This is a genomic window from Nocardioides hungaricus, assembly GCF_054782915.1.
In genome coordinates this window covers 39,591-64,701 of the sequence record NZ_BAAGRO010000004.1, presented here as the reverse complement: position 1 = coordinate 64,701, position 25,111 = coordinate 39,591, and the positions used below count along the sequence as shown (strand labels likewise).

Sequence of the window (25,111 nt, the reverse complement as noted above, 5' to 3'; positions counted from 1 at the left end):
CTAGCGCAGCTGCTGGGGCCGGTTGCTGCCCGTGAGGGCCTCGGCGGTGCCGACCAGCAGCACGGCGGCGACGACCGAGAGCACGAACCCGAGGACGTTCAGCTCCCAGATGCTGCCGGTGCCGATCAGCCAGGCGACGGTCCCGCCGATGAGCGAGCCGACGACGCCGAGGCCGAGGGTCGCGAGGATGCTCAGGTCCTGCTTGCCGGACTTGAAGAGGCGGGCGAGCGCGCCGATGATCAGGCCGGCGACGAGGAATCCGATCATGGCTCCAGTGTTGCTCGGCCGTCCAACACCGCCGCGAGTCGTCAGTCCGGGATGGCCGCCGGCTGGCCGGTCCTCAGCAGCGTCGAGAGGTAGATGACGACCGGGATCTCGCCGTTGTTGGCGGCGCGGTGGACCTCGCCCTGCTCCTCCTGCAGCCACTGGCCGGGGCGGACCTTGACCGTCATGCCGGGCTTGATCACCTTGACGACCTCGGCGGCGTCGCCGGGGCCCTTCATCAGCTTCGCCCGGCCGGTCTCGACGGTGTAGGTGAGGACGCCCTCGGCGACGTACCCGAGCTGGGAGCCGGGGTGGTGGTGGCGGGCGAGCGCGGCGCCGGGCATGACCACGACGCGGCTGAGGCCGAGGGTGCGGTTCGGGGCGCCGGTCGGGGCCTCGACCTCGGCGAGCGACTGGCGGGTGACGGTGATCGGCGCGGGGTCGTCGGCGGCGGTGGCGGAGACGGCGATGCCGGCGCCGAAGCCCCCGGCGACCAGCGACAGCCCGGCGACGGGGAGGAGGAGACGCTTCATGGTCAGCAGCGTAGGGACGCGCCGCCCTCCTGTCCCTGCTTCGCCGTAAGGTGCCCGGCGTGACCCTGCAGATCCACCGAGCCGCACGCACCGACGTGCTCGCGGACCGGCTCGGCGACCTGCTGGCCACGCCGCTGGACGACCCGTTCGCCCACGAGGTCGTGGTGGTGCCGGCCAAGGGCGTCGAGCGCTGGCTCACCCAGCGGCTCAGCCACCGGCTCGGCACCGGACCGCGCGGGGGCGACGGGGTCTGCGCGGGGGTCCGCTTCCTCAACCCGCCCTCCCTCGTCGGCCTGCTGCTCGGCCGCGAGCGCGACGACCCGTGGGAGCCGGAGCGGCTGGTCTGGCCGCTGCTCGCGACCATCGACGAGAGCCTCGACGACCCGCGGTTCGCCACTCTCGCCAGGCACCTCGGCCTGGACCGGCAGGGCGCGGACCGGGAGCTGCGGCGCAACCGTCGCTACTCGGTCGCGATCCGGCTCGCCCGCCTCTTCGCGTCGTACGCCGGGCAGCGGCCCTCGCTCGTCACCGGCTGGCGCGAGGGGGAGGACGGCGACCTGCCGGACGACCTGCGCTGGCAGCCCGAGCTCTGGCGCCGGCTGCTCGGCCAGGTGGACGCGCCGCCGCCCGACGTCCGCCACGAGGAGACCTGCCGCGCGCTCTGGGAGGGTGGCGGGGACCTGCCGCTCCCGGACCGGCTCTCGCTCTTCGGCCACACCCGCGTCCCGGTCACCGAGGTCGCGCTGCTCCAGGCGCTCGGCGAGCACCGCGACGTCCACCTGTTCCTGCCCCAGCCGTCGCCGGCGCTCTGGGACGACCTGGCCGGCCTCGGCGGCGTCGTCCCCCGCGACGAGGACGACTCCGCCGAGCGGGTCGGCCACCCGCTGCTCGCCTCGCTCGGCCGCGACGCCCGCGAGCTGCGCCGCACGCTCGACGGCATCCCGGCCGTGGAGGTGCCGATCCCCGAGCAGGCGCCCACGACCATGCTCGGCTGGCTCCAGCACGACCTGCGCGCCAGCCACGCCCCGTCGTACGACGAGCGCGCGACCCGCCGTCTCGACCCGGCCGACCGCAGCCTGCAGGTGCACGCCTGCCACGGCCCGGCCCGGCAGGTCGACGTGCTGCGCGAGGTGCTGGTCGGCCTGCTCGAGGACGACCCGACCCTCGAGCCCCGCGACGTCCTCGTGATGTGCCCCGACATCGAGACCTACGCGCCGCTGGTCTCGGCCGGGTTCGGGCTCGCGACCACCGACGGCCACCCCGCCCACCGGCTGCGCGTGAGGCTCGCCGACCGCGCGCTCACCAGCACCAACCCGCTGCTCGCCGTCGCCGGCGACCTGCTCGACCTCGCCGGCGGCCGGGTCACCGCGTCCGACGTGCTCGACCTCGCCGCGACGGAGCCGGTACGCCGCCGGTTCGGGCTCGCCGACGACGAGCTCGACCGGGTCTCCCGCTGGGTGTCGCGCGCCGGGGTCCGCTGGGGCCTCGACGCCGGGGACCGCCGGGCGTTCGGCATGGAGCGGTTCCCGCACAACACCTGGCGCACCGGCCTCGACCGGATCCTGCTCGGCGTCGCGATGAGCGGCGACGACCACCGCCACCTCGGCCGCGGGCTGCCGCTCGACGACGTCGGCAGCAGCGAGATCGACCTGGCCGGCCGGCTCGCCGAGCTGGTCCAGCGGCTCGACCGCACCCTGACGGCGCTGGGGGCCGCGCGGACCGTGGCCGACTGGACGACCGGGCTGCGCGACGGCGTCCGCTCGCTCACCGACGTCCCGGCCGACGACGCCTGGCAGCTGCCGCAGTTCGAGCGCGAGCTGGCCCGGGTGGCCGCGTCCTCGCACGAGGGCGGCCTGGAGCTGCGGCTCTCCGACGTGCGCGCGATGCTCCAGTCCCGGCTGGCCGGCCGGCCCACGCGCGCCAACTTCCGCACCGGCAGCCTGACCGTCGCCACGCTGGTCCCGATGCGCTCGGTGCCCCACCGGGTGGTCTGCCTGGTCGGCCTCGACGACGGCGTCTTCCCGCGCGCAGGCGCGGTCGACGGCGACGACGTGCTCGCCCGCCGCCCGCTCACCGGCGAGCGCGACCCGCGCAGCGAGGACCGCCAGCTCCTCCTCGACGCCGTGCTCGCCGCGACCGAGCACCTCGTCGTCACCTACACCGGAGCCGACGAGCAGTCCGGCGCGCCCCGCCCGCCCGCCGTACCCCTCGGCGAGATCCTCGACGCCGCCGACCGCACCACCGCCGAGCCGGTGCGCGACCGGGTGCTGACGCACCACCCGCTCCAGCCCTACGACGCCCGCAACTTCGCCAGCGGCGCCCCGTTCAGCTTCGACACCGCCGCCCTGGCCGGCGCCCGCTCGGCGTGGAGCGTGCGCCGGGAGCCGCCGCCGCTGCTCGATGGCCCGCTGCCGGCCCGGCTCACCCCGGACGGGACGGCGCCGGACGTCTCGCTGCAGGACCTGCGCGACTTCCTCGGCCATCCGGTCCGGACGTTCCTGCGCGGGCGGCTCGATGTGGCCACGCCGTTCGAGCCCGACGACCTCGCCGACGCGATCCCGGTGACGCTGGACGGCCTGGAGAGGTGGCAGATCGGCGACCGGCTGCTGCGCGAGCTGCTCGCCGGTCAGGACCCGGTCGCGGTGATGACCGCCGAGCAGCTCAGCGGCACCCTCCCGCCCGGCCGGCTCGGCACCGCCGCGCTCAACGAGGTCGTCGAGGAGTGTCAGCGGCTGTGGTCGCGCACCGCCGACCTCCGCGAGGGCGAGCGCCGCTCGGTCGACGTCGACGTGGACCTCGGCGACGGCCGCCGGCTCACCGGCACCGTGCCCGGCGTCTACGGCAGCCGGGTGGTCAGCCTGGGCTACTCCCGCCTCAACGCCCGCCAGCGGCTGCACGCCTGGGTGGACCTGCTGGCGCTGGCGGCGACCCACCCCGACGACCACTGGACCGCGCACGCGATCGGCCGCGAGCGCGCCGGGCCGAAGCGCGCGCTCGGCGGCCCGCTCGACCACCGCGCGACTGCGTGGCTGCGCGACCTCGTCGAGCTCCGCGACCGCGGGCTCTGCGCAGCGCTGCCGGTGCCGGCGAAGACCGGGGCGGCCTGGGCCGAGGCCCATGCGCGCGAGCTGATGGGGCAGGACACCCCGCCGGTCGAGGCCGCGCGGCGCGAGTGGGAGACCGACCCCCACAACGCCTTCGGCATCGCCGGCGAGGACGCAGACCCCTACCACCAGCGGGTCTTCGGCGTCGGCGCCCCGGTCGAGACGCTCGTCGAGGCGGGGCTCGGCGAGCACGCCTGGGCGATCTGGGAGCCGCTGCTCGCCGGCGCCGAGCGAGTGGGTCCGCTGTGACGCCCTTCGACATCACCGACCCGCTGCCGACCGGCACCGTCCTGCTCGAGGCCAGCGCCGGCACCGGCAAGACCTGGACCATCGGCGCGCTCGTGACCAGGTACGTCGCCGAGGGCGTCGCCCGGCTGGAGCAGCTGCTCGTGGTGACGTTCGGGCGCGCGGCCAGCCAGGAGTTGCGCGAGCGGGTGCGGGCCCAGCTGGTCGAGGCCGAGCGGGTGCTGAGCGCGGACCCGGCGGCGAGTGGCGTGGTCGACTCCGACCTCGTCACCCTGCTGCGCTCGTGGAGCGAGGAGGAGCGCCGCCGGGGCCACCGGCGGGTGACCGAGGCGCTGGCCGGCTTCGACGCCGCGACGATCGCGACCACCCACCAGTTCTGCGCGCTGGTGCTCGACTCCCTCGGCGTCGCCGGCGACACCGACTCCCGCGCCCGGCTGGTCGAGGACCTCGACGACCTGGTGAAGGAGACCGTCGACGACCTCTACCTCCGCGCGTTCGCCGACGCCGAGCCGGTCTTCGACCACGCCGAGGCGATGGCGATCGCACGCGCCGCGGTCGGCGACCCGCAGGCGCGCCTGGAGCCCGCCGACGAGGACCGCTCGACGCCGGCCGGGCGCCGGGTGAGCTTCGCCGTCGCCGTACGCACCGAGCTCGACCGGCGCAAGCGCCGGCTCGGCATCCTCTCCTACGACGACCTGCTCTCCCAGCTCGCCGACGCGCTGGCGCAACCGGAGAGTGCCGCCGCCCGGCGGATGCGGGCGCGGTGGCGGATCGTGCTCGTCGACGAGTTCCAGGACACCGACCCGGTGCAGTGGGAGGTGCTCGACCGGGCGTTCTCCGGCCACGCCACGATGGTGCTGATCGGCGACCCGAAGCAGGCGATCTACGCCTTCCGCGGCGGCGACGTCGCCACCTACCTCCGGGCCGCCGAGACCGCGACCACCCGGCAGACGCTGGCGACCAACCGGCGCAGCGACGCCCCGCTGCTCGACGCCTTCCAGACGCTGCTCGCCGGCGCCACGCTCGGCGACGAGCGGATCGTGGTGCGCGACGTGCGCGCCCACCACGCCGAGAGCCGGCTCTCCGGCGGCACTCCTCCGTTCCGGCTGCGGGTCGTGCGGCGCGAGACCTTCGGCCGCCGCGGCAACAGCACGCTCACGGTCGGCCAGGTGCGGCCGTACGTCGCGCGGGACCTGGCGCTCGACGTACGCCGCCTGCTCGCGTCCGGCGCGACCTTCGACGGCGAGCCGATCCGGCCCCGGGACGTCGCGGTGATCAGCTACCGGCACGCCGACCTCGCGGCCGTCCGCGAGGCGCTGCACGAGGTGGGGGTGCCGGCGGTGATCGCCGGCGGCGGCAGTGTGTTCGCGACCCCGGCCGGGGTCGAGTGGCTGACCCTGTTGGAGGCGCTGGAGCAGCCGCACCGCAGCACGCGCGTGCGGTCGGCCGCGCTGACCTGCTTCCTCGGCCGCACCGCCGCCGACCTGGACGCGCGCGGCGACGACCTGACCGACGAGGTCGCGGAGACGCTGCGGGGATGGGTCGAGCTGTTCGCCACCCGCGGGCTCGCGGCAGTGCTGGAGGCGGCGAACGTCGCCGGCCTGCCCGCACGGGTCCTCGCCGAGGTCGGCGGCGACCGCCGGCTCACCGACCTGCGCCACATCGGCGAGGCGCTGCACGAGGTCGCGCTCACCGAGCGGCACGGCCTGCCCTCGCTGCTCGCCTGGCTGCGCGAGCAGGTCGCCGAGGGCCGCGCCGGCCGCGGCGTCGAGCGCACCCGGCGGCTCGACTCCGACGCGGCGGCCGTCCAACTCGTGACCATCCACGCCAGCAAGGGCCTGGAGTACCCCGTCGTCTACCTCCCCGCCCTCGCCGACCGGTTCGTCCCGAAGCCGACCCGCCCGCTCTTCCACGACGACGCCGGCATCCGCTGCCTCGACGTCGGCGGCGGGGGAGCGCACTGGGCCGACCACTGCCGGCGGTGGGCCGAGGAGGAGGCCGGCGAGTGGCTGCGGCTGCTCTACGTCGCGGTCACCCGCGCGAAGTCGCAGGTCGTCGCGTGGTGGGCGCCGACCAAGAACGCCGTCGCCTCGCCGCTCCACCGGATGCTGATGCGCGACCCCGACTCCCCGGACGTGCCGGAGTCGCCGGCGGTCCCGGACGACGACGCCGTGATCGCGCTCTTCTCCGCCTGGCGCGACCGTGGTGGACCCGCCCCGGAGGCAGCGCTGCTCGCCGACCCGGGCGCCGACCCACCCGCGGACCCCGCGCCGGCTCTCGCCGCCCGGGCGTTCACCCGCGAGGTCGACACCGAGTGGCGCCGGGCGTCGTACTCCTCCCTGAGCAGGGTCGAGGTGACCCCCGCCGGCGCGGTCGCCAGCGAGCCCGAGATCACCGGCAAGGACGACGAGGAGCTCGAGGCCGAGCCCGTGGTCGCACCGCCGGTCGCGGGTGACGTGCCCTCGCCGATGGGCGGGCTGCCGGTGGGTGCGACGTTCGGCTCGCTCGTGCACGCGGTGCTGGAGCACACCGACCCCGACGCGCCCGACCTGCGCGCGGAGCTGCTCGGCCACATCGACGAGCAGCTCGGCTGGTGGCCGGTCGAGCTCGACCGCGAGGAGCTCGCCGCCGCGCTGGTCGCGGTGTGCGACTCCCCGCTCGGGCCGCTGGCGCCCACCACCCTGCGCGCGGTGCCGCTCGCCGACCGACTGCGCGAGATGGAGTTCGAGCTGCCCCTCGGCGACGGCCGCCTCGGCTCGATCGGGCCGCTGCTCGAGCGCCACCTCCCGCCCGGCGACCCCGTGCGGCAGTACGCAGATGCGCTGGCCGGGCCGCTCGGGGAGCAGACCCTGCGCGGCTACCTCACCGGCTCGGTCGACGTGGTGCTCCGGCTCCGCACCGAGCAGGGCCCTCGCTACCTGGTCGTCGACTACAAGACCAACTGGCTCGGCCCGATGGACGCGCCGCCGACCGCCCACAGCTACGCGCCGGCCGCGCTCGCCGCGGCGATGGGCCACTCCGACTACCCCCTGCAGGCGCTGCTGTACGCCGCCGTGCTGCACCGGTTCCTGCGCTGGCGCCAGCCCGGCTACGACCCGGAGCGGCACCTCGGCGGCGTGCTCTACCTCTACCTGCGCGGCATGTGCGGGCCGTCGACGCCGCTCGTCGAGGGCGCCCCGTGCGGCGTCTTCGCGTGGCGGCCCCCGGCGGCGCTGGTCGAGGAGCTCTCCGACCTGCTGGACGGCCGCCATGAGTGAGCTGTTCGAGCCCGTCGACGAGCACGACTGGCGGATCGCCACCGGCGCGACCGGGCTGCTCGCGACCTTCAACGAGGCCGGCGTGCTCACCTCCTCCGACGTGCACGTCGCCACCCGCATCGGCGCCCTCGGCGGCGAGGCCGACGAGCGGATGCTGCTCGCGGTCGCGCTCGCCGTGCGCGCGGTCCGGCGCGGTTCGGTCTGCCTCGACCTCGCGACCGTCACCGCGACGGCGCCCGAGCTGCCCTGGCCCGACGAGTGGCCGGTCGAGGAGTCGCCGCTCGTCCACGCCGGGGTCGTCCGATTCGAGCGGGGACTCCTCTACCTCGACCGCTACCACCGGCTCGAGTCCCAGGTCCACGACGACCTGGCCGCCCGGCTGGCACTCGCCCCGCCGGCCGTCGACGAGGCGCGGCTGTCCACCGCGGTCGCGAGGGTCCGGGGCGCCCACCTCAGCCCCGAGCAGGAGGCCGCGGTCGTGGCGGCCGTACGGCGGCGTACCGCCATCCTGACCGGCGGCCCCGGCACCGGGAAGACGACCACGGTCGCCCGCCTGCTCGCGCTGCTCGCCGACCAGGCGGACGGCGACCTCGCCATCGCGCTCGCTGCCCCCACCGGCAAGGCCGCGACCCGGCTCCAGGAGGCGGTCGCGATCGAGCTCGCCGCGGTCGCACGGACCTGGCCCGAGGCGCCGGCCCTCGTCGGCCGTCCGGAGGGGCTGACGCTGCACCGGCTGCTGGGCTGGCGGCCCGACAACGCGACCCGCTTCCGCCACGACCGCGCCAACCGGCTCAAGTACGACGTCGTCGTGGTCGACGAGTCCTCGATGGTCGAGCTGACGATGATGGGCCGGCTGCTGGAGGCGCTGCGCCCGGACTGCCGGCTCGTGCTCGTCGGCGACCCGCAGCAGCTGACGTCGGTCGGCGCGGGCGCGGTGCTGAGCGACCTGGTCGCCGGCTTCGAGGGCCGGCCGGACTCGCCCGTCGAGGCGCTGACCACGAACTTCCGCTCCGAGGAGGACATCAAGCTGCTCGCCGCGGCGCTCCGCTCCGGCGACGCCGACGAGGTGGTCCGCGTGCTCCGCACCCCGTCCGACCAGGTCTCCTGGGTGGAGGCGTCCGACGAGGAGCAGGTCGAGACGGCCCTGCGCCCCGACTCGGTCGCGGCGGCCCGGGCGATCTGGGCGGCAGCCCGCAACGAGGACGCGGCGGCCGCGCTGGCGGAGCTCGACCGCTACCGGCTGCTCTGCGCGCATCGCGAGGGGCCGTTCGGCGTACGCCGCTGGAACCGCCTGGTCGAGCGGTGGCTGGCCGAGGACCCCGAGGTCGACGTGCACGGCGAGTGGTACGTCGGCCGCCCGCTGCTGGTGACCAGCAACGACTACGCGCTCGACGTCTACAACGGCGAGACCGGTGTGGTGGTGCGGCAGGACCAGCGGCGCCGGGTGTTCGTGGCGGGGTCGCAGCGGCTCAAGGAGTTCGCGCCCGGCCGGCTCGACGCGGTCGAGACCATGCACGCGATGACCATCCACAAGAGCCAGGGCAGCCAGGCCGACCGGGTGACCGTGCTGCTGCCCGACGAGGCGTCCCGGCTGCTCACCCGCGAGCTGTTCTACACGGCGGTCACCCGCGCGCGGCAGCACGTGCGCGTGGTCGGGTCGGAGGCCGCCGTACGCGCCGCGGTCGGCACCCGCGCCGAGCGCGCGACCGGCCTGCGGCTGCGTCTCGCCGATCGGTGACGCGGAAACGCCCGCGCAACGTGCTCGGGCTAGGGTCGAGGACATGCCGTACCTGCTCCGCGTGGAACTGCCCGACGTCCCAGGCTCCCTGGGCCGGCTGGCGAGCGCCATCGGTGTGGCGGGCGGCGACATCGAGGCGATCGAGATCGTCGAGAAGCGCCACGACGGCACCGCCGTCGACGACGTGCTGCTCGAGACCGCGCCCGGCGCGATGCCCGACTCGATCGTCTCGGCGTGCAATGCGCTCGACGGGGTCCGCGTCGTCTGGATCAGCCGGTACGCCGCCGGCAGCAACCTGGTCCTCGACCTCGAGGCCGTCGAGGAGCTGACCGCCGAGCCCGAGGCCGCGCTCGACCGGCTGATCGACCTGCTGCCGGTGACCTTCCGCGCCGACTGGGCCGCGCGGGTGTCGAGGACCGACGGCGTCCGCTACGCGACCCACACCGCCCCCGGCCAGCTGGCCTGGATCCAGATCGAGCGCGCCGCGCACCTCGAGTCCGAAGACGAGAACGCCGTGCTCATCGGCGCCCGCCTCAACAAGACCGAGTGCGTGCTCATCGGCCGCCGGGGTGGACCGGAGTTCCTCGACTCCGAGCTCGCGCGCCTCGGCCACCTCGTCGGCCTGGCGATGTCGATCTCGCGCACCGCCAAGGCTCCCGCCCACTGACCTGCATGTGGGGTAGTCCCTGACGTTTGGGCCCTCGATCCCCACGATCCGGGGCCCAAACGTCAGGGACTACCCCGCCGCTACGGCACCGAGCGGATCCGCGTCACGAGCACCGAGCCGAGGATCGCCACCGCGAACGCGCTGAGGTAGAGCACGCAGTACCCGACCGAGAAGCGGTCGCCGTTCGTCTCGGTGACGCCGCCGAGGCCCGCGACGACCAGCAGGATCAGTGCGGCGAGGAACGGCGCGAACACCTGGGGCAGCGCATTGGCGACGTTGATGACGCCGAGGTCCTTGGCGCGGTCCTCCGCGCCGGGCAGCACCTGGGTGATCAGCGCGAAGTCGACCGAGACGTAGCTGCCGTACCCGATGCCCATCAGCGCCGCCGCGGCGACCGCGGCCGGCCAGGACTGTGCGACCGCGAGCAGCAGCGTCGCGAGGCCCATCACGACGCCCGACCAGATCACGAAGACCTTGCGCCTGCCGCTGCGGTCGCTCCACACGCCGAACGCGACCGCGGTGGCCATCACCACCACGCCGTAGATCGCGGTCAGCACGAAGACCCGCTCGTCGGCCTCGTCCGCGCCGAAGCCGAGCACGTCCTGCATGTAGTAGAGGAGGTAGAGCAGGCCGAGCGCGTTGCAGAGGTTGACCAGGAAGCGCGTGATCCACGCCCAGGCGAAGTCGGGGTGCCGCCGTGGCGACACCCAGAAGCCGCGCAGGAAGGCGCCCCAGTCGAACGCCGCCGGCCGCTCCTCCGGGAGCAGCGGGACGTCGCGTGCGTCGAGGCACCATGGGATCGTGCACACGATCAGTACGGCGGCGGTGACGGTGTAGCCGGCCGCGATGCTGCCGGTCGCGGACGCGATGCCGGTGCCGCCGATGACGCCGAGGGTCTGGGCGATCGCGAGGATGCCGCCGATCCGGCCGCGGCTGTCGACCGGCACCTGGTCCGGGACGGTCGCGGTCACCGCGGCGAGCATCGCGTTGAGCGCCGCCTGCACGCCGCACCAGCCGAGAGCCATCACGACGACGCTGTCGGCGACGCCGAGCAGCAGCAGTGACAGCGCACCGCCGGCCGCGCCGCCGATCACCCAGGGGAGCCGGCGGCCCATCCGCAGCGAGGTGCGGTCGGAGAACGCGCCGAAGACCGGGTTGCAGATCACCGACACGAACGCGCCCAGCCCGAGGACGACCGCCAGGATCTCCTTCTTCGCCCCCGGGTCGATCGCCTCGGCCTGCTGGGCGAGCAGCACCTGGATCGGGCCGAAGAACCCGGCCCACAGGCCGATGCTCGCCAGCGTCAGGAACGCCACCCAGCGGGCGGGCGGGTCCGCCGTCGGCTCGGCCAGCGCGGAACGGCGTACCGGAAGCTCGGTCACAGGAGCATGTCTACCGTCGAGACACCCGAAATGGCCCTGAAATGAGCTCAGCAGGGGCCGATTCGCGTGTCTCGACGATCAGACCCGCTCGAGCACGAAGACCGGGATCACCCGGTCGGTCTTCTCCTGATACTCCGCGTACGGCGCATACCGCGCAATTGCGCGCTCCCACCACTCGGCGCGCTCCTCGCCCTCGGCGACGCGGGCTCGGTAGAGATGCCTCTCGCCCTGGTCCTGGAGCTCGACCTCGGGGTGGTCCACGAAGTTGTGGTACCAGGCCGGGTGCTCGGGAGCGCCGGCCTTGGACGCGACCGCGGCGTACACGCCGTCGTGCTCCACCCGGATGACCGGGTTCTTGCGGAGTTTGCCGGACCTGGAGCCGACCGAGGTGATCACCACGATCGGCCACTCCGGATGACCGGGCAGGGTGTTCGCGCGCTCGCCGCCCGAGGACTCGAACTCCTCGACATGGTCGCGGACCCATTGATCGGAGCTGGGCTCGTACTCGCCTTCAAGTGCCATACCCGGTCAAATGCCCGATCGGGCCGCCCGCATTCCCCGGCGATAGCGTGCAGCCCATGAGCGCGATCGACGGGGTGTCGGAGATCTTCGACACCGACGACTGGGACGCGGTGCCCGGCTTCGAGGACCTGACCGACCTGACCTACCACCGCGCGAAGGCGCACGGCACGGTCCGGGTGGCCTTCGACCGGCCGGACGTCCTCAACGCGTTCCGCCCGCACACCGTCGACGAGTTGCTCCGCGTGCTCGAGCACGCCCGCACGTCCAGCGACGTCGGCTGCGTGCTGCTCACCGGCAACGGCCCGAGCGCGAAGCACGGCAAGTGGGCGTTCTGCACCGGCGGCGACCAGCGCATCCGCGGCCGTGCCGGCTATCAGTACGCCGAGGGCGAGACCGCCGAGGCCGTGGACCAGGCGCGCCTGGGGAGGCTGCACATCCTGGAGGTCCAGCGGCTGATCCGGTTCATGCCGAAGGTCGTCGTCTGCGTGGTCCCCGGCTGGACCGCCGGCGGCGGCCACAGCCTCCACGTCGTCTGCGACCTGACCCTCGCGAGCACCGAGGAGGCACGGTTCAAGCAGACCGACGCCGACGTCGGGTCGTTCGACGGCGGCTTCGGATCGGCGTACCTCGCCCGCCAGGTCGGGCAGAAGTTCGCCCGCGAGATCTTCTTCCTCGGCCAGGAGTACTCCGCGGACGACGGCGTCCGGATGGGCACCGTCAACCGCGCCGTACCCCATGCGGAGCTGGAGCAGGTCGCCCTGGAGTGGGGCCGGCTGATCAACGGCAAGTCGCCCACCGCGCAGCGGATGCTGAAGTACTCCTTCAACCTCCTCGACGACGGCCTGGTCGGCCAGCAGCTCTTCGCCGGCGAGACCACCCGGCTGGCCTACATGACCGACGAGGCCCAGGAGGGCCGCGACCAGTTCCTCGAGAAGCGCGACCCCGACTGGTCGCCGTACCCCTGGTACTACTGATCCGGCCTGTTTCCGCAGGTCGGGCGGGGTTCAGGGGGTCGCTGACACGCCTGTAGTCCGCAAAGGTCCGCAAGATCCCCAGCGACTGCCAGTGTCCTGCCTCGTCTCGGCGGCGGTGGACGGCTCGCGGTATCCTCCCTGGGAACGCGAAGGAGGCGACGATGACGATCCAGGAGATGTCAGTCGAGGTGCTCCACCGGATGGTGCACGAGAGCACGGTCGCGTCCGCACGCCTCGAAGGCCGTGAGATTCCGGCCGATTATGTTCGCCCGGCCAACGTGCAGGAGTTCTTGGACAGCCTGGCCAAGGGCTGATGGCGTCCTTCGATCCTGGGTACGGCGAGACCGAGGTATCGGAGGAGGAGCGCGAGGCGCTCACTCCCTACGCGCTGAAGGTTCTCGGTGAGCCGGTGTTCAAGGCGGCGCTGTACGACATCGAGCAGACGCTCCAGGATCGTGTCGGGTCTGCGCTGTTGGGCCAGATTCGTTCCGGCGTGCTCACGCTCAGCGACATCCTGACCGACCACTCCGTCCGTGACCTCCACCGACGTCTGTACGGCGACGTGTGGGAGTGGGGCGGCAAGTTCCGGCTCCTCCAGACCAACATCGGAGTCGCGCCCGAGCAGATCGCCGTTCAACTTCGCTCGGAGATGGACAACCTGCGCTATCGCTGGGAAGAAGTCCACGACCTCGATCCGAAGTCGCTCGGGCTGCTGGCACACGTCGAGGTAGTTCGGATCCATCCGTTCGTCGACGGCAACGGTCGCGTGACCCGGCTGCTGGCTGATGTGGTCCTCGCCGCCGCAGCCACAGGAGATGCTGTCCGCTTCGATTGGGACATTGACCGCCCGGCCTACATCGACGCACTGGTGCACTACGACAACGGACGTGACCTCACTCCGTTGGCAGAACTGGTGCAGGTCGTTCCAGCGTAGCCATCGTGACAGTCCATCGGGTCGCTGTCGTGCCGGCGTGACGTCGTCAAGGCGGTTCTCCACCTGGACGACTGACTAGCGGTGTTGAGGCTGGTCGGGTCGGGTCGGGTCGGGTCGGGTCGGTTCTGGAGCGCTGACCAGAGTGATGATCGGGGTCGAGGCTGCGGACCTCGAAGATGAGGACGTCGACGAGCTCGGGGTGGTGCACGGCGAAGCTCGCGTAGATCCCGACGAGCTCGCGACGTCGGGAGAGCCCCGCTGCCCTTCGCCGACCGGCAGGTGGACGCCGTTGTTGCGGCGGTCACCCGCCTGCGTCGCTCGCCCGCTGACGTCCTCGATGAGCTCGACTGGTTCGGTGACCTGGTCGGCGACGAGATGGTCCGTCATGAGTTCACCGATGCCTATGAGCGGCTTGTCCGATCCTGACACCATGTGACCATGGCGACACCCGCGGACGACTGGTTCGGCCGGGCCTTCTCGAAGGCGTGGAAGGACAAGGCCGAGGAGATCGGGCGCTTCAACCTGGCGATCTTCGGCAAGACCGGGGTCGGCAAGAGCACCCTGGTCAACGCGATCTTCGGCACCGACATCGCGCAGACCGGCATCGGGGAGCCCGTGACGCGGCAGGAGCACCTCTACCTGCACCAGTCCGGCACGCTCGGCGTACTCGACACCCGCGGGCTGGAGGTCGGGCGCGACAACGAGGCGCTGATCGGCGAGCTGCGCGACTACCTCGGCGCGATGCGGCGCCGGCCGCTGGCCGAGCAGCTGCACGTCGCCTGGTACTGCGTGCGCGCGGGCGATCGTCGCTTCGAGAGCACCGAGGCCGAGTTCGTCCGGGCGCTGCACGATCTCGGGCTGCCGGTGATCCTGGTGCTCACCCAGGTGCCGACCAGCGGCGGCAGGGTCCACCCCGACGCGGAGGCGCTCGCGGCCCGGATCGCGGACCTGCGGCTGCCCATCGCCGACGGTCTGATCCACTACACGATGGCGCTCGGCGACGAGTTCACCGGGCAGGCGGCGTACGGCCTGCAGGAGCTGCTCGATGCCACCTTTCGCGGCGCGCCTGCGGGCGTCGCCCACGCGCTCACGGCGTCTCAGCGCATCGACTTCGACCGCAAGCGCGAGCGCGCGGAGGCTGCGATCAAGGTGGCGACCGGGGCCGCCACCACCGCCGGCGCCTCCCCCATCCCCTTCTCCGACGCCGCCCTCCTCGTCCCCATCCAGCTGACGATGATGGCCTCGATCGCGGTCACCTACGGGATCTCGGTCGAGCGGTCCACGGCCGCCTCGATCGCCGCGACCGCCGCGGCGACGACCGCCGGGCGATCGGTGGTCGGCAACCTGATCAAGTTCGTCCCCGGCGCCGGGACCGCCGTGGCCGGCACCATCAACGCCACCATCGCGGGCACGTTCACCTACGCGATGGGCCATGCCTGGGTGCGGGTCTGCGAGCGGCTGGCGCGCGGCGAGCTCGGCATCGTCGGCGGAGCGCTGGAGAGCGAGCGGATCCACCGCGTGTTCATGGACGAGTTCAAGGCGCAGGCGGCGCGGCGGAAGCTGTCCTCGTGACCACGCGGTGGGAGCGGATCGCCCGGCAGGGCGCGGGATCCGACTACGCGGCGGCCTACGCGGAGCGGTTCCGCGCGATGGCCGAGCGCGGCGAGGACGTCCACGGCGAGGCGGCCTTCGTCGCCGGTCTGGTCCCGGCGCCCGCGCGGGTGCTCGACGCCGGGTGCGGCACCGGCCGCGTCGCCGTACGACTGTACGAGCTGGGGTACGACGTCGTCGGCGTGGACGTCGACGCGGCGATGCTCGGCCAGGCCCGCGCCGCCGCGCCCGGCCTGGACTGGCGGGTCGGCGACCTCTCGACCCTCGACCTCGGCCCGGGGCTTCGGGGAGCCTTCGACGCGGTGCTGGTCGCGGGGAACACCATCCCGCTGCTCGAGCCCGGCACGCTGCCCGTCACGTGCGAGCGGCTCGCCGCGCACCTGGCCCCGGGCGGCGTCGTCGTGGCCGGGTTCGGCCTCGACACCGCGCACCTCCCCGGCGACTGCCCGGTGACGCCGCTCGCGGAGGTCGATGCCGCGATGGCGGCCGCCGGCCTGACCGCGGCGGATCGTCACGGGACCTGGTCGGCGGGACCGTTCGAGGGCGAGTACGTCGTCGCGACGTACCGGAGGCTCCGATGAGGGTCGTCGTCCTCACGGGTGCCGGCATCTCCGCGGAGAGCGGGGTGCCGACGTTCCGCGACGCCGACGGGCTGTGGGAGGGCCACCGGGTCGAGGACGTCGCGACCCCGGAGGCCTACGACCTCCAGCCATCGGTCGTGCAGCGCTTCTACGACGAGCGCCGCGCGGCGCTGCTCGGCGTCGACCCGAACCCCGCGCACCACGCGCTCGCGCGGCTCGAGCAGGCGATCGGCGACGACCTGCTCGTCGTCACCCAGAACATCGACGACCTCCACGAGCGCGGCGGCTCCACCCGGGTGCTGCACATGCACGGCCAACTGCGCTCCGCGCTCTGCCGGTCGTGCGGCGGCCGGCACCGGTGGGACGGCCCGCTGCTCGACCTCCCGCCGTGTCCGACGTGCGGCGTGACCGAGCTGCGCCCGGACGTGGTGTGGTTCGGCGAGATCCCCTACGAGATGGACCGGATCCAGGGCGCCCTCGCCTCCGCCGACCTGTTCGTCTCGGTCGGCACCTCCGGCGCGGTCTACCCCGCCGCCGGCTTCGTCCAGTACGCCGCCCGGGCCGGTGCCCGCACCCTCGAGCTCAACCTCGTGCCCAGCGAGGGCACCCACCTCTTCGATCGCGCGCAGCACGGCCGGGCCGCCGAGCTGGTGCCGGCGTGGGTGGACGATCTGCTCGGATAGTCCCTGACGTTTGGGCCCTTCCGCCCCGTGTGTCGCCGGCCGAAACGTCAGGGACTATCCGAGCAGAGCCATTCCCGGATCTGCCCGCCGCGCGCGAGACCGCCGCCGTGGCCCGAGTCCCGCGGTAGGTTGCCGTCCATGGAGCGCATCGGACTGGCACGGATCGGGTCGGCGGTGGCCACGCTCGGCGTCGCGGCGACCCTGACCGCGTGCAGCGGGGGAGACGGTGGGGGAGACGGCGGCGGTGGCGGCAACGACTTCGCCACGAGCCCGGCGAAGGACATCGTCGCGGAGACGAAGGCGGACATGGGCGACCTCGAGGCCGTGAAGGTCTCCGGCACGGTCACGACCAACGGCCAGCAGATCACCATCGACCTCCAGGCCAGCTCCGAGGGGGACTGCACCGGCTCGATCGGCATCGACGACGGGACGGCCGAGCTCCTCGGTGTCGGTGGCGAGACCTGGATGCGCCCGGACGAGGCCTTCTGGCGCTCGTTCGCCGGTCAGAACGCCGAGCAGGTGCTCACGCTCGTCGGCGACAAGTGGGTCGTGATCCCGGCCGGGGGCAAGTCCTTCGGCCAGTTCTGCGACCTCGACGACCTGCTGAACCAGCTGCTCGAGGACGAGGACGACGGCTCGACGTACTCGGTCACCGGCACCGACGACCTCGACGGCGACGAGGTCGTGCTCGTCGACAACGAGGATCCGAAGAACGGCACGTCGACCGGCTACGTCCTCGTCGACGAGCCGCACTACCTGGTGAAGATCGAGAAGACCGAGGGCGACGACATCGGCACGGTGAGCTTCTCGGCGTTCGACGAGGCGTTCCAGGTCGAGGCGCCGACCGCCGACCAGGTCGTCGACCTCAACACCATCGGGAGCTAGCACCGGCGACCGACGCTCGACCGGCGGTCAGAGCACCAGCACGACGAGCGTCAGCGAGACGCCCGCCGCGACCGCGGTCGACGCGGTGGCGAGGAGGAGCGCGGCGGGTGGGATCGGCCAGAGGTCCCTGACCCGGAGGCCGGTGCCGAGGCCGAACATCCCGGCTCCGAGCAGGAGCGTGGTGACGGTGTTGGCCACGGAGAGGGCGAGGTCCGGCAGCGGCAGTGTGCTCCTGACGGCGACGGCGACCGCGAATCCCACGACGAACCAGGGGACCATGGGTGCCCCCGGCCGGTCCGGGGACTTCCCGCGGGCGACCAGGACGTAGAGAGGTGCCAGCAGGGCGACGCGCCCCAGCTTGACCGTCATGGCGATGCCGACGGCGCCGCCGCCCAGGATCGATGCCGTCACCGCGACCTGGGCGACCTCGTGGATGCTGGCGCCTGCCCAGACGGCGGCCTGGTCGTCGTCGAGCCCGAGCAGGCCGGCGAGCCAGGGGATCGCCACGATCAGGGCGCTGCCGTAGATGGTCACGAGAGCCACGGCGAGCGCGACATCGCGCTGGCGTGCGCGTACGGCGTCGCTGACCGTGGCGATCGCAGCCGCCCCGCAGATGGCGAAGCCGGCGGCGAGGACCGCGACGAAGCCCCGGTCCAGATCCATCCGGCGGCCGACCTGGCACGTCAGCCAGTAGGTCGCCGACACGGTGCCGACGATCACCAGCACTCCCGGCAGGCCGATGGCCAGCACGTCGTCGACCGGAAGGCGAAGCCCGACCAGGACGACGCCGAGCCGCAGCAGCAGTCTGGTCGTGGTGCCGTCGGAGGTCAGCCACGGGTACCGGTGCAGGCGGGAGTTGGCGATGACGGCGCCGACCAGCATCGCGGTCAGGAGCGGGCTCAGGAGCGGCGCGACGAGCCCGAGGAGCAGCGCGGCCCCGGCGACCACGAGCGGAGGTACGGCGGCCCGGACCCGCTGGCGGGCCGGCACCGGCGAGGCGAGCGAGGTCACCGCAGCAGCCTCGGGCCGGAGACCGGGTCCGGGTAGCGGGCAGACGCGAGGTGGGCTATAGGTTTTGGTGATGGCAGGGGATCTCGACATCGAAACGCTGCGCCTGCTCGTCGCGGTCGGCGAGCGCGGAAGTCTCAGCGCGGCCGCGGCCGACTGCGGGATCAGCCAGCCGGCGGCCAGCGCGCGGGTCAAGGAGTTCGAGGCCCGGTGGCGCCTGGGCGTCGTACGCCGGTCGTCGCGAGGGTCGCAGCTCACCACGGACGGCGAGGCGGTGGTCTCCTGGGCGCGTGCCGTCCTCCATGGCGCGGACACCATGCGGGCGGCGCTCACGGCGCTCACCGAGGAGCGCCGCGGCGGCCTCGCGGTCGCCGCCAGCCTCACGGTCGCCGAGCAGGTGCTCCCCCGATGGCTGGGCGAGCTGCACGAGCGTCGGCCGGAGGTTCGCCCCGTGCTCCAGGTGGTCAACAGCGAGACGGTGGCGGCCGCGGTCCGGGCGGGTGTCGCCGACCTCGGGTTCATCGAGTCCACCGAGCTGCCCTTGGGGCTGGCCCGGCGCACGGTGGGACGAGACCGGCTGGTCGTGGTGGCCGCGCCCTCCCACCGCTGGGCCCGTCGGCGGACGCCGGTCACGCGCGAGGAGCTGCGACGGGAGAAGTGGGTGCTGCGCGAGCGGGGGAGCGGCACCCGAGGCACGTTCGAGGGGGCCCTGCAAGCCGAGCCCAGGATCGCCCTCGAAGGCGGCTCGACGACCTCCCTGGTCGGCGCCGCCGTCGCCGGGGTGGGCCCCGCCGTGCTGTCGGCGCTGTCCGTGCGCGCCGAGGTCGAGACCGGCCGGCTGCGGATCGTCCCGACCGAGCTCGACCTGCTGCGGCCGCTCACCGCGGTCTGGCGCTCGGACGAGCGGATCAACGACGCCGCCGCGGACCTGCTGCTGATCGCGGTGGAGGCCTCGCGGCAGCCGAGCTGAACGGTCACCGGCGGCGCCGAGCGGTACGACGATCGACAGGGAATGAGGAGCCGCAGGGCGTAGGTTGGCGATCGTTGTGGCCGTCGACCGAGCCGATACCCAGGTGACCCGGGCCAGCGTCGGGCTGCGCAGCGAGCGCGGGCCGGTGCTGCTGGCGGTCATGCTCAGCACCGGGCTGGTCGCGCTCGACTCGACGATCCTCGCCACCGCCGTACCCGCGGTCGTCGCCGACCTCGGCGGGTTCACCCAGTTCCCGTGGCTGTTCTCGGTGTACCTGCTCGGCCAGGCCGTCTCGGTCCCGATCTACGCCAAGCTCGCCGACCTCTACGGCCGCAAGCCGATGATGTTCGTCGGCATCGGCCTGTTCGTGATCGGCTCGCTGCTCTGCGGCCTCGCCTGGGGGATGACCTCCCTCATCGTCTTCCGCGCGATCCAGGGCCTCGGCGCCGGCGCCGTCCAGCCGATCGGCATGACGATCGTCGGCGACATCTACTCGGTCGCCGAGCGCGCCAAGGTGCAGGGCTACGTCGCCAGCGTCTGGGCGATCTCGGCCGTCGTCGGGCCCACGCTCGGCGGCTTCTTCGCCGACTACCTGTCCTGGCGCTGGGTCTTCCTCGTGAACCTGCCGATCGGCATCGCCGCCGCCGTCATGCTCTGGCGCGGCTTCCACGAGCGGGTCGAGCGGCGCCGGCACCGCATCGACTACGCCGGCTCCGCGCTGCTCACGGTGGGCGGCCTGCTGCTGCTGCTCGGCCTGCTCGAGGGCGGCGTGCGGTGGTCGTGGACGTCGGCCACCAGCGCCACGCTGTTCGCGTCGGCCGCGGTCCTGCTGGCGGCGTTCGTCCTCGTCGAGCGCCGGGCGTCCGAGCCGGTGCTCCCGGCGTGGGTGTTCCGCCACCGGGTCGTGGTGGCGGCGATGGTCGCCTCGCTCATCGTCGGCGTGCTGATGATGGCCATGACGACGTACGTCCCGCTCTACGGGCAGAGCGTGCTGGGCAGCGGCGCGGTCGCGTCCGGGCTGGCGCTCGCGGCGTTCGTGCTCGGCTGGCCGCTCGCCGCCTCCAACTCCGGCCGGCTCTTCCTCACCGTGGGCTTCCGCGCCACGATGCTGATCGGCGGCGTGTTCGGCGCCGCCGGCGCCGCCCTCCTCCTGCTCGTCGGCGAGGACAGCTCGATCCTGGTGCTGGCGCTGCCGTGCTTCGTGATGGGCCTGGGCTTCGGCCTGGTCTCGAGCCCGGCGGTGATCGCCGCGCAGTCGGCCGTCGCGTGGGACCGGCGCGCGGTGGCGACCGGCGCCACGGTGTTCGCGCGCTCGGTCGGGAGCGCCGTCGGCGTCGCCGTCTTCGGCGCCGTCGTCAACGGCGTGGTCACCTCGCGCCTCGGCGGCGGCGTGCCCGACCTCGAGAGCCTCACGCCGGCGGTGCTCGATCCCGCCGTCCGCGCCGTGTTCGTCGCCTGCGTCTTCGTGGCGCTGGCGCTGCTGCTCGTCGGCCTGCTGATGCCCCGGCGGGTCACCGAGCCCTCCGACGGCGGATGATGGCGCCGTGAGCACCGATCCCGACGCCCCCGTCGGCCCGCATCCGGACGAGCCGCACGAGGCTGGCCTCAACAACCGCCTGAACTGGCTGCGCGCCGCCGTCCTCGGCGCCAACGACGGCATCGTCTCGACCGCCGGCATCGTGATCGGCGCGGCCGGTGCCACCAGCGACCGGACCGCGATCGTGATCGCCGGCGTCGCCGGGCTGGCCGCGGGCGCGATGAGCATGGGCGCGGGCGAGTACGTCTCGGTCAGCACCCAGCGCGACAGCGAGCTCGCCCTGCTCGCCAAGGAGAGGCGCGAGCTCCGCGACGACCCGGAGGAGGAGCTCGCCGAGCTTGCCGGCCTCTACGTCGAGAAGGGGCTCGACGAGGCGCTCGCCCGCGAGGTCGCCGAGGCGCTGACGAGGAAGGACGCGCTCGGCGCGCACGCCGAGGCCGAGCTCGGCCTCGACCCCGACGACATCGCCAGCCCGTGGCACGCGGCCTGGGCGTCGATGCTCTCCTTCACGGTCGGCGCGCTGCTGCCGCTGCTCACGATGACGCTCGGCTCGCCCGGCCTGCGGCTCTGGCTCACCGTCGCCGCGGTCGTGGCCGCGCTCGCCGTCACCGGCTTCGTGTCCGCCCGGCTCGGCTACGCCCGGCCCGGCCGCGCGGTCGCCCGCAACGTGACCGGCGGCCTCTTCGCCATGGCGGTCACCTATCTGATCGGTTCGCTCCTGGGCACCCAGATCGGCTGATGCGGGCCTTCGTCGCGCTCATCCCTCCCGAGGAGGCCGTCGAGCACCTCGACGACTTCCTGGAGGTACGCCGGTCGGCGGGGTCGTTCCGCTGGGCGACCGCCGAGCAGTTCCACGTGACCCTGGCCTTCCTGGCCGACGTGGAGGAGCGTCGGCTCGACGATCTCACCGAGCGGCTCGGCCGGGCGGCGGCGCGGCGGACCGCGTTCGAGACCGCGATCGCCGGCGGTGGGGCGTTCCCGGACGCCGGTCGCGCCCGGGTGATCTGGGCCGGTCTCGACCTCGACGAGCCGGACGGGTCTCGAGACGCGTCGCTCGGCCCGCGGCGACTCGAGCTCGACCGGCTGGCGGCCGGCTGCCGCGCGGCGGCCAACCGGGCCGGCGTACCCGTGGACGGGCAGCGGTTCCGCCCGCACGTCACCGTCGCCCGGCTCGGCCATCCCGCCGAGGTGTCGAGCTGGGTCCGGCTGCTGGACGGCTACGCCGGGCCGCGGTGGTCCGCGGACCGGATCACGCTGGTCGCGTCGTACCTCGGCGAGGGCGCACGCGGCCGACCCCGATATGTCAACGTGGAGGAGTTCACACTCGCACCGGCCCGCGAAGTGCCCTAGGTTGCCACGAGTGAAGATCGCTGTGGCGAGAGAGGCCCGGGAGGGCGAGGCGCGGGTCGCGATGGTCCCGGAGCTGGTCGGCAAGCTGACCGCCCTGGGGTACGACGTCCTCGTGGAGCCCGAGGCGGGCGCGCATGCGCTGATCGCGGACTCCGACTACGAGGCGGCGGGCGCGTCGGTCGACGCGGGCGCGGTCGAGCAGGCGGACCTGCTCGTCTCCGTGCAGCCGCCCGGCACCGACGTGGTGCGGCGGCTGCGGTCGGGTGCGGCGACGGTGTCGTTCCTGCCGACCGGCTCCGAGCCCGAGGTCGTGGCGGCGCTGCGCGACGGCGGGATCACGTCGTTCGCGATGGAGCTGGTGCCGCGGATCTCGCGGGCGCAGTCGATGGACGCGCTGTCCTCGCAGGCGCTGGTCGCCGGCTACCGCTGCGCGATCGTCGCGGCCGGGATGCTGCGGCGGTTCCTCCCGCTGAACATGACGGCCGCGGGCACGGTCCCGCCGGCCGAGGTCGTGGTGCTCGGCGCCGGGGTCGCCGGCCTGCAGGCGATCGCGACCGCGAAGCGGCTCGGCGCGGTCGTCAGGGCCTACGACGTGCGCGCGGCCGCCGCCGAGGAGATCCGCTCGATGGGCGCGCAGGCGATCGACCTCGAGCTGGACACGCTGGAGGGCGCGGGCGGCTACGCCCGGGAGATGACCGAGGAGCGGGCCGCGCTGCAGATGGAGCGGCTGGCGCCGTACGTCGCCGCGGCCGATGCGCTGATCACGACCGCCGCCGTCCCGGGCCGCCGGGCGCCGCTGCTGGTGACCGGCGCGATGGTCGAGCAGATGAGGCCCGGCTCCGTGGTCGTGGACCTCGCCGCCGAGACCGGCGGCAACGTCGAGGGCGCGGTCGCCGGCGAGGTGGTGCGGATCGGCAACGCGCAGGTGTGGGGCGGGCAGAACGTGCCCTCGCAGATGCCCGGCCCGGCGTCGAAGCTCTACGCGCAGAACATCGTCAACATCGTGACGCTGATGACGGTCGACGGGGCATTCGCCCCCGACTTCGAGGACGAGATCGTCGCCGGGTCGTGCGTCACGCATGCCGGCGCGATCCGGCACGAGCCGACTCGCTCCCAGATTGAGGGCACCGCTCTGGAAGGAGCCAACTGATGGACGAGGCCGTCGTCTGGCTGACGATCTTCATCCTGAGCGTGTTCGTCGGCATCGAGGTGATCTCCAAGGTGTCCTCGACGCTGCACACGCCGCTGATGTCCGGCGCGAACGCCATCCACGGCATCATCCTGCTCGGCGCCGTCCTGGTGACGGGTACGACGGACAGCAACGTCGCCCTGGTCGTCGGGCTCGTCGCCATCGTGCTGGCCGCGGTCAACATGGTGGGCGGGTTCGTGGTGACCGACCGGATGCTGCAGATGTTCGTGCGGAAGAAGAAGCCCGCGCCCGCCCCGACCTCCGACGGGGGCGCCGCCTGATGCCGACCTGGGTGCAGCTGGTCTACCTGGCCTGCGCGGTGTGCTTCATCCTCGCGCTCAAGGGCCTCTCCGGTCCGAGGACCGCCCGCGCCGGCAACCTGATCGGCGCGGGCGCCGCGGTCGTCGCGGTGGTCGTGCCGTTCCTCTACCTCGACCTGAACCACGTGCCGCTGATCGTCGCCGCGATCGCGGTCGGCACCGTGGGTGGCGTCTTCGGCGCGCGCAAGGTGCAGATGACGCAGATGCCGCAGATGGTGGCCCTGTTCAACGGCGTCGGCGGCGGCGCCGCGGCCCTGGTGGCGCTGCTCGAGCTGGACGAGATGATCCCCGACGAGAGCGCGTACGGCTGGTTCGTGTTCGCCGCGACCGCGTTCACGATCGCGGTCGGCTCGATCTCCTTCTCCGGCTCGATCATCACCTTCGCCAAGCTCCAGGAGCTGATGACCTCGCGGCCGGTGATCTTCCCCGGCCTGCCGATCGCGTTCGGCGCCGCGGGCGTCGCCACGATCGTCCTGGGCGTGCTCACCGTCACCGGCCCCACCGTCACCGTCGGGATCGTGCTCGCCTTGCTGGGCCTGCTGATCGGCGTACTCCTCGTGCTGCCGGTGGGCGGCGCGGACGTGCCGATCGTGATCTCGCTGCTGAACGCGTTCACCGGCCTGACCGTCGCCGCCGGCGGCTACGTGCTCTCCAACGTGGTGCTGCTGGTGGCCGGCACCCTGGTCGGCGCGTCCGGCACGTACCTGACGCTGCTGATGGCCAGGGCGATGGGCCGGTCGGTGTCGAACATCCTGTTCGGCGCGCTCAAGGGCGGCTCCACTCTCGGCGCCGGCGAGGCCTCCGACCGGCCGGTGCGGTCTGCCGGGCCCGAGGACGTCGCGATCCTGCTCGGGTACGCCGACCGGGTGATCGTCGTCCCCGGCTACGGTCTCGCGGTCGCCCAGGCCCAGCACACGCTGCGCGAGCTGGTCGACGTGCTCGGTGCGCGGGGGACCCAGGTCGACTACGCGATCCACCCGGTCGCCGGCCGGATGCCCGGCCACATGAACGTGCTGCTCGCCGAGGCGCAGGTGCCCTACGAGCAGCTGATCGAGATGGACGAGATCAACGGCGACTTCAAGCACACCGACGTCGTGCTCGTCGTCGGCGCCAACGACGTGGTCAACCCCGCCGCGAAGACCACGCCGGGCGCCCCGATCTACGGCATGCCGATCCTCAACGCCGACGAGGCCAGGCAGATCGTGTTCATGAAGCGGTCCATGCGCCCCGGCTTCGCCGGCATCGAGAACGAGCTGCTCTTCGACCCCAAGACGACCCTGCTCTTCGGCGACGCCAAGGACTCGCTGGGCAAGCTGCTCAACGCGGTCAAGGCTCTGTGACCCGTCGGCGGCTCGG

General features: G+C 73.4%; 23 protein-coding genes. 18 read left to right on the top strand and 5 right to left on the bottom strand.

Going from position 1 to position 25,111, the window contains the following annotated elements:
• Window positions 1-267, bottom strand: a complete 267-nt coding sequence (locus ACYVKX_RS01990; RefSeq protein WP_460828852.1) for a GlsB/YeaQ/YmgE family stress response membrane protein — start codon at window positions 265-267, stop codon at window positions 1-3.
• Between the two features lie 41 nt (window positions 268-308).
• Window positions 309-797, bottom strand: a complete 489-nt coding sequence (locus tag ACYVKX_RS01985; protein WP_460828851.1) for a cupin domain-containing protein — start codon at window positions 795-797, stop codon at window positions 309-311.
• 59 nt (window positions 798-856) lie between these two features.
• On the opposite strand from ACYVKX_RS01985, the gene recC reads away from it, so the two are divergent.
• From recC to ACYVKX_RS01965, 4 genes are read left to right on the top strand one after another with little or no spacing between them, the layout of a single operon-like run.
• A complete protein-coding gene (gene recC, locus ACYVKX_RS01980; protein WP_460828850.1) occupies window positions 857-4,150 on the top strand; it encodes an exodeoxyribonuclease V subunit gamma in 3,294 nt (1,097 codons plus the stop codon).
• Entirely contained in the window at window positions 4,147-7,404 is a 3,258-nt protein-coding gene (locus ACYVKX_RS01975) for a UvrD-helicase domain-containing protein (RefSeq protein ID WP_460828849.1), read from the top strand. The genes recC and ACYVKX_RS01975 overlap by 4 nt, the downstream gene beginning before the upstream one ends.
• Complete coding sequence (gene recD / locus ACYVKX_RS01970) at window positions 7,397-9,142, top strand: exodeoxyribonuclease V subunit alpha (protein ID WP_460828848.1); 1,746 nt, start codon at window positions 7,397-7,399, stop codon at window positions 9,140-9,142. Before ACYVKX_RS01975 ends, recD begins: the two co-directional genes overlap by 8 nt.
• Window positions 9,143-9,185: 43 nt before the next feature.
• Window positions 9,186-9,809: an ACT domain-containing protein gene (locus ACYVKX_RS01965; protein WP_460828847.1), complete on the top strand. Its 624-nt coding sequence runs from the start codon at window positions 9,186-9,188 to the stop codon at window positions 9,807-9,809.
• An 80-nt stretch (window positions 9,810-9,889) separates the two neighbouring features.
• Here the strand turns inward: ACYVKX_RS01965 and ACYVKX_RS01960 are convergent, their stop codons facing one another.
• Together ACYVKX_RS01960 and ACYVKX_RS01955 are read right to left on the bottom strand one after the other, a co-directional pair.
• Entirely contained in the window at window positions 9,890-11,191 is a 1,302-nt protein-coding gene (locus tag ACYVKX_RS01960; protein ID WP_460828846.1) for an MFS transporter, read from the bottom strand.
• 78 nt (window positions 11,192-11,269) lie between these two features.
• Window positions 11,270-11,713, bottom strand: coding sequence for a nitroreductase family deazaflavin-dependent oxidoreductase (locus ACYVKX_RS01955; RefSeq protein WP_460828845.1), 444 nt, complete (start codon window positions 11,711-11,713; stop codon window positions 11,270-11,272).
• Window positions 11,714-11,769: 56 nt separating this feature from the next.
• Here ACYVKX_RS01955 and ACYVKX_RS01950 point away from each other — a divergent pair, with 56 nt between their 5' ends.
• From ACYVKX_RS01950 to ACYVKX_RS01920, 7 genes are all read left to right on the top strand, one after another.
• Complete coding sequence (locus tag ACYVKX_RS01950; protein WP_460828843.1) at window positions 11,770-12,687, top strand: 1,4-dihydroxy-2-naphthoyl-CoA synthase; 918 nt, start codon at window positions 11,770-11,772, stop codon at window positions 12,685-12,687.
• 161 nt (window positions 12,688-12,848) lie between these two features.
• Window positions 12,849-13,001 (top strand): hypothetical protein, encoded by a 153-nt coding sequence (locus tag ACYVKX_RS01945; protein ID WP_460828841.1) that lies wholly within the window; start codon window positions 12,849-12,851, stop codon window positions 12,999-13,001.
• Complete coding sequence (locus tag ACYVKX_RS01940; RefSeq protein ID WP_460828840.1) at window positions 13,001-13,621, top strand: Fic family protein; 621 nt, start codon at window positions 13,001-13,003, stop codon at window positions 13,619-13,621. Before ACYVKX_RS01945 ends, ACYVKX_RS01940 begins: the two co-directional genes overlap by 1 nt.
• Before the next feature lie 438 nt (window positions 13,622-14,059).
• Window positions 14,060-15,193: a GTPase family protein gene (locus tag ACYVKX_RS01935; protein WP_460828839.1), complete on the top strand. Its 1,134-nt coding sequence runs from the start codon at window positions 14,060-14,062 to the stop codon at window positions 15,191-15,193.
• Complete coding sequence (locus ACYVKX_RS01930) at window positions 15,190-15,813, top strand: class I SAM-dependent methyltransferase (RefSeq protein ID WP_460828838.1); 624 nt, start codon at window positions 15,190-15,192, stop codon at window positions 15,811-15,813. The genes ACYVKX_RS01935 and ACYVKX_RS01930 overlap by 4 nt, the downstream gene beginning before the upstream one ends.
• Window positions 15,810-16,496 carry an NAD-dependent deacylase gene (locus ACYVKX_RS01925; RefSeq protein ID WP_460828836.1) on the top strand — a complete coding sequence of 229 codons (687 nt, stop codon included), beginning with the start codon at window positions 15,810-15,812 and terminating at the stop codon, window positions 16,494-16,496. The genes ACYVKX_RS01930 and ACYVKX_RS01925 overlap by 4 nt, the downstream gene beginning before the upstream one ends.
• 138 nt (window positions 16,497-16,634) lie before the next feature.
• Window positions 16,635-17,381 carry a hypothetical protein gene (locus ACYVKX_RS01920; RefSeq protein ID WP_460828834.1) on the top strand — a complete coding sequence of 249 codons (747 nt, stop codon included), beginning with the start codon at window positions 16,635-16,637 and terminating at the stop codon, window positions 17,379-17,381.
• A 27-nt stretch (window positions 17,382-17,408) separates the two neighbouring features.
• Here the strand turns inward: ACYVKX_RS01920 and ACYVKX_RS01915 are convergent, their stop codons facing one another.
• Window positions 17,409-18,392, bottom strand: a complete 984-nt coding sequence (locus ACYVKX_RS01915) for a YeiH family protein (protein WP_460828833.1) — start codon at window positions 18,390-18,392, stop codon at window positions 17,409-17,411.
• A 70-nt stretch (window positions 18,393-18,462) separates the two neighbouring features.
• Between ACYVKX_RS01915 and ACYVKX_RS01910 the strand changes: the two genes are divergently transcribed.
• The 7 genes from ACYVKX_RS01910 to ACYVKX_RS01880 all read left to right on the top strand — a co-directional run bounded on the left by ACYVKX_RS01910 (window position 18,463) and on the right by ACYVKX_RS01880 (window position 25,095).
• Window positions 18,463-19,359: a LysR family transcriptional regulator gene (locus tag ACYVKX_RS01910; RefSeq protein WP_460828832.1), complete on the top strand. Its 897-nt coding sequence runs from the start codon at window positions 18,463-18,465 to the stop codon at window positions 19,357-19,359.
• Between the two features lie 76 nt (window positions 19,360-19,435).
• Window positions 19,436-20,896 carry an MDR family MFS transporter gene (locus ACYVKX_RS01905; protein ID WP_460828831.1) on the top strand — a complete coding sequence of 487 codons (1,461 nt, stop codon included), beginning with the start codon at window positions 19,436-19,438 and terminating at the stop codon, window positions 20,894-20,896.
• A 7-nt stretch (window positions 20,897-20,903) separates the two neighbouring features.
• Entirely contained in the window at window positions 20,904-21,635 is a 732-nt protein-coding gene (locus ACYVKX_RS01900) for a VIT1/CCC1 transporter family protein (RefSeq protein WP_460828830.1), read from the top strand.
• A complete protein-coding gene (gene thpR, locus ACYVKX_RS01895; RefSeq protein WP_460828829.1) occupies window positions 21,635-22,246 on the top strand; it encodes an RNA 2',3'-cyclic phosphodiesterase in 612 nt (203 codons plus the stop codon). The genes ACYVKX_RS01900 and thpR overlap by 1 nt, the downstream gene beginning before the upstream one ends.
• A gap of 10 nt (window positions 22,247-22,256) precedes the next feature.
• Window positions 22,257-23,396: an NAD(P) transhydrogenase subunit alpha gene (locus ACYVKX_RS01890; protein ID WP_460828828.1), complete on the top strand. Its 1,140-nt coding sequence runs from the start codon at window positions 22,257-22,259 to the stop codon at window positions 23,394-23,396.
• Entirely contained in the window at window positions 23,396-23,716 is a 321-nt protein-coding gene (locus ACYVKX_RS01885) for an NAD(P) transhydrogenase subunit alpha part 2 (protein ID WP_460828827.1), read from the top strand. The genes ACYVKX_RS01890 and ACYVKX_RS01885 overlap by 1 nt, the downstream gene beginning before the upstream one ends.
• Window positions 23,716-25,095, top strand: a complete 1,380-nt coding sequence (locus tag ACYVKX_RS01880) for an NAD(P)(+) transhydrogenase (Re/Si-specific) subunit beta (RefSeq protein ID WP_460828826.1) — start codon at window positions 23,716-23,718, stop codon at window positions 25,093-25,095. Before ACYVKX_RS01885 ends, ACYVKX_RS01880 begins: the two co-directional genes overlap by 1 nt.
• The last annotated feature ends 16 nt before the right edge of the window (window positions 25,096-25,111 follow it).

Coding starts and splice junctions, on each gene's coding strand:
- ACYVKX_RS01990 (WP_460828852.1), bottom strand. CDS start 267: ATGATCGGATTCCTCGTCGCCGGCCTGATCATCGGCGCGCTCGCCCGC.
- ACYVKX_RS01985 (WP_460828851.1), bottom strand. CDS start 797: ATGAAGCGTCTCCTCCTCCCCGTCGCCGGGCTGTCGCTGGTCGCCGGG.
- recD (WP_460828848.1), top strand. CDS start 7,397: ATGAGTGAGCTGTTCGAGCCCGTCGACGAGCACGACTGGCGGATCGCC.
- ACYVKX_RS01965 (WP_460828847.1), top strand. CDS start 9,186: ATGCCGTACCTGCTCCGCGTGGAACTGCCCGACGTCCCAGGCTCCCTG.
- ACYVKX_RS01955 (WP_460828845.1), bottom strand. CDS start 11,713: ATGGCACTTGAAGGCGAGTACGAGCCCAGCTCCGATCAATGGGTCCGC.
- ACYVKX_RS01950 (WP_460828843.1), top strand. CDS start 11,770: ATGAGCGCGATCGACGGGGTGTCGGAGATCTTCGACACCGACGACTGG.
- ACYVKX_RS01945 (WP_460828841.1), top strand. CDS start 12,849: ATGACGATCCAGGAGATGTCAGTCGAGGTGCTCCACCGGATGGTGCAC.
- ACYVKX_RS01940 (WP_460828840.1), top strand. CDS start 13,001: ATGGCGTCCTTCGATCCTGGGTACGGCGAGACCGAGGTATCGGAGGAG.
- ACYVKX_RS01935 (WP_460828839.1), top strand. CDS start 14,060: ATGGCGACACCCGCGGACGACTGGTTCGGCCGGGCCTTCTCGAAGGCG.
- ACYVKX_RS01925 (WP_460828836.1), top strand. CDS start 15,810: ATGAGGGTCGTCGTCCTCACGGGTGCCGGCATCTCCGCGGAGAGCGGG.
- ACYVKX_RS01920 (WP_460828834.1), top strand. CDS start 16,635: ATGGAGCGCATCGGACTGGCACGGATCGGGTCGGCGGTGGCCACGCTC.
- ACYVKX_RS01910 (WP_460828832.1), top strand. CDS start 18,463: ATGGCAGGGGATCTCGACATCGAAACGCTGCGCCTGCTCGTCGCGGTC.
- thpR (WP_460828829.1), top strand. CDS start 21,635: ATGCGGGCCTTCGTCGCGCTCATCCCTCCCGAGGAGGCCGTCGAGCAC.
- ACYVKX_RS01885 (WP_460828827.1), top strand. CDS start 23,396: ATGGACGAGGCCGTCGTCTGGCTGACGATCTTCATCCTGAGCGTGTTC.
- ACYVKX_RS01880 (WP_460828826.1), top strand. CDS start 23,716: ATGCCGACCTGGGTGCAGCTGGTCTACCTGGCCTGCGCGGTGTGCTTC.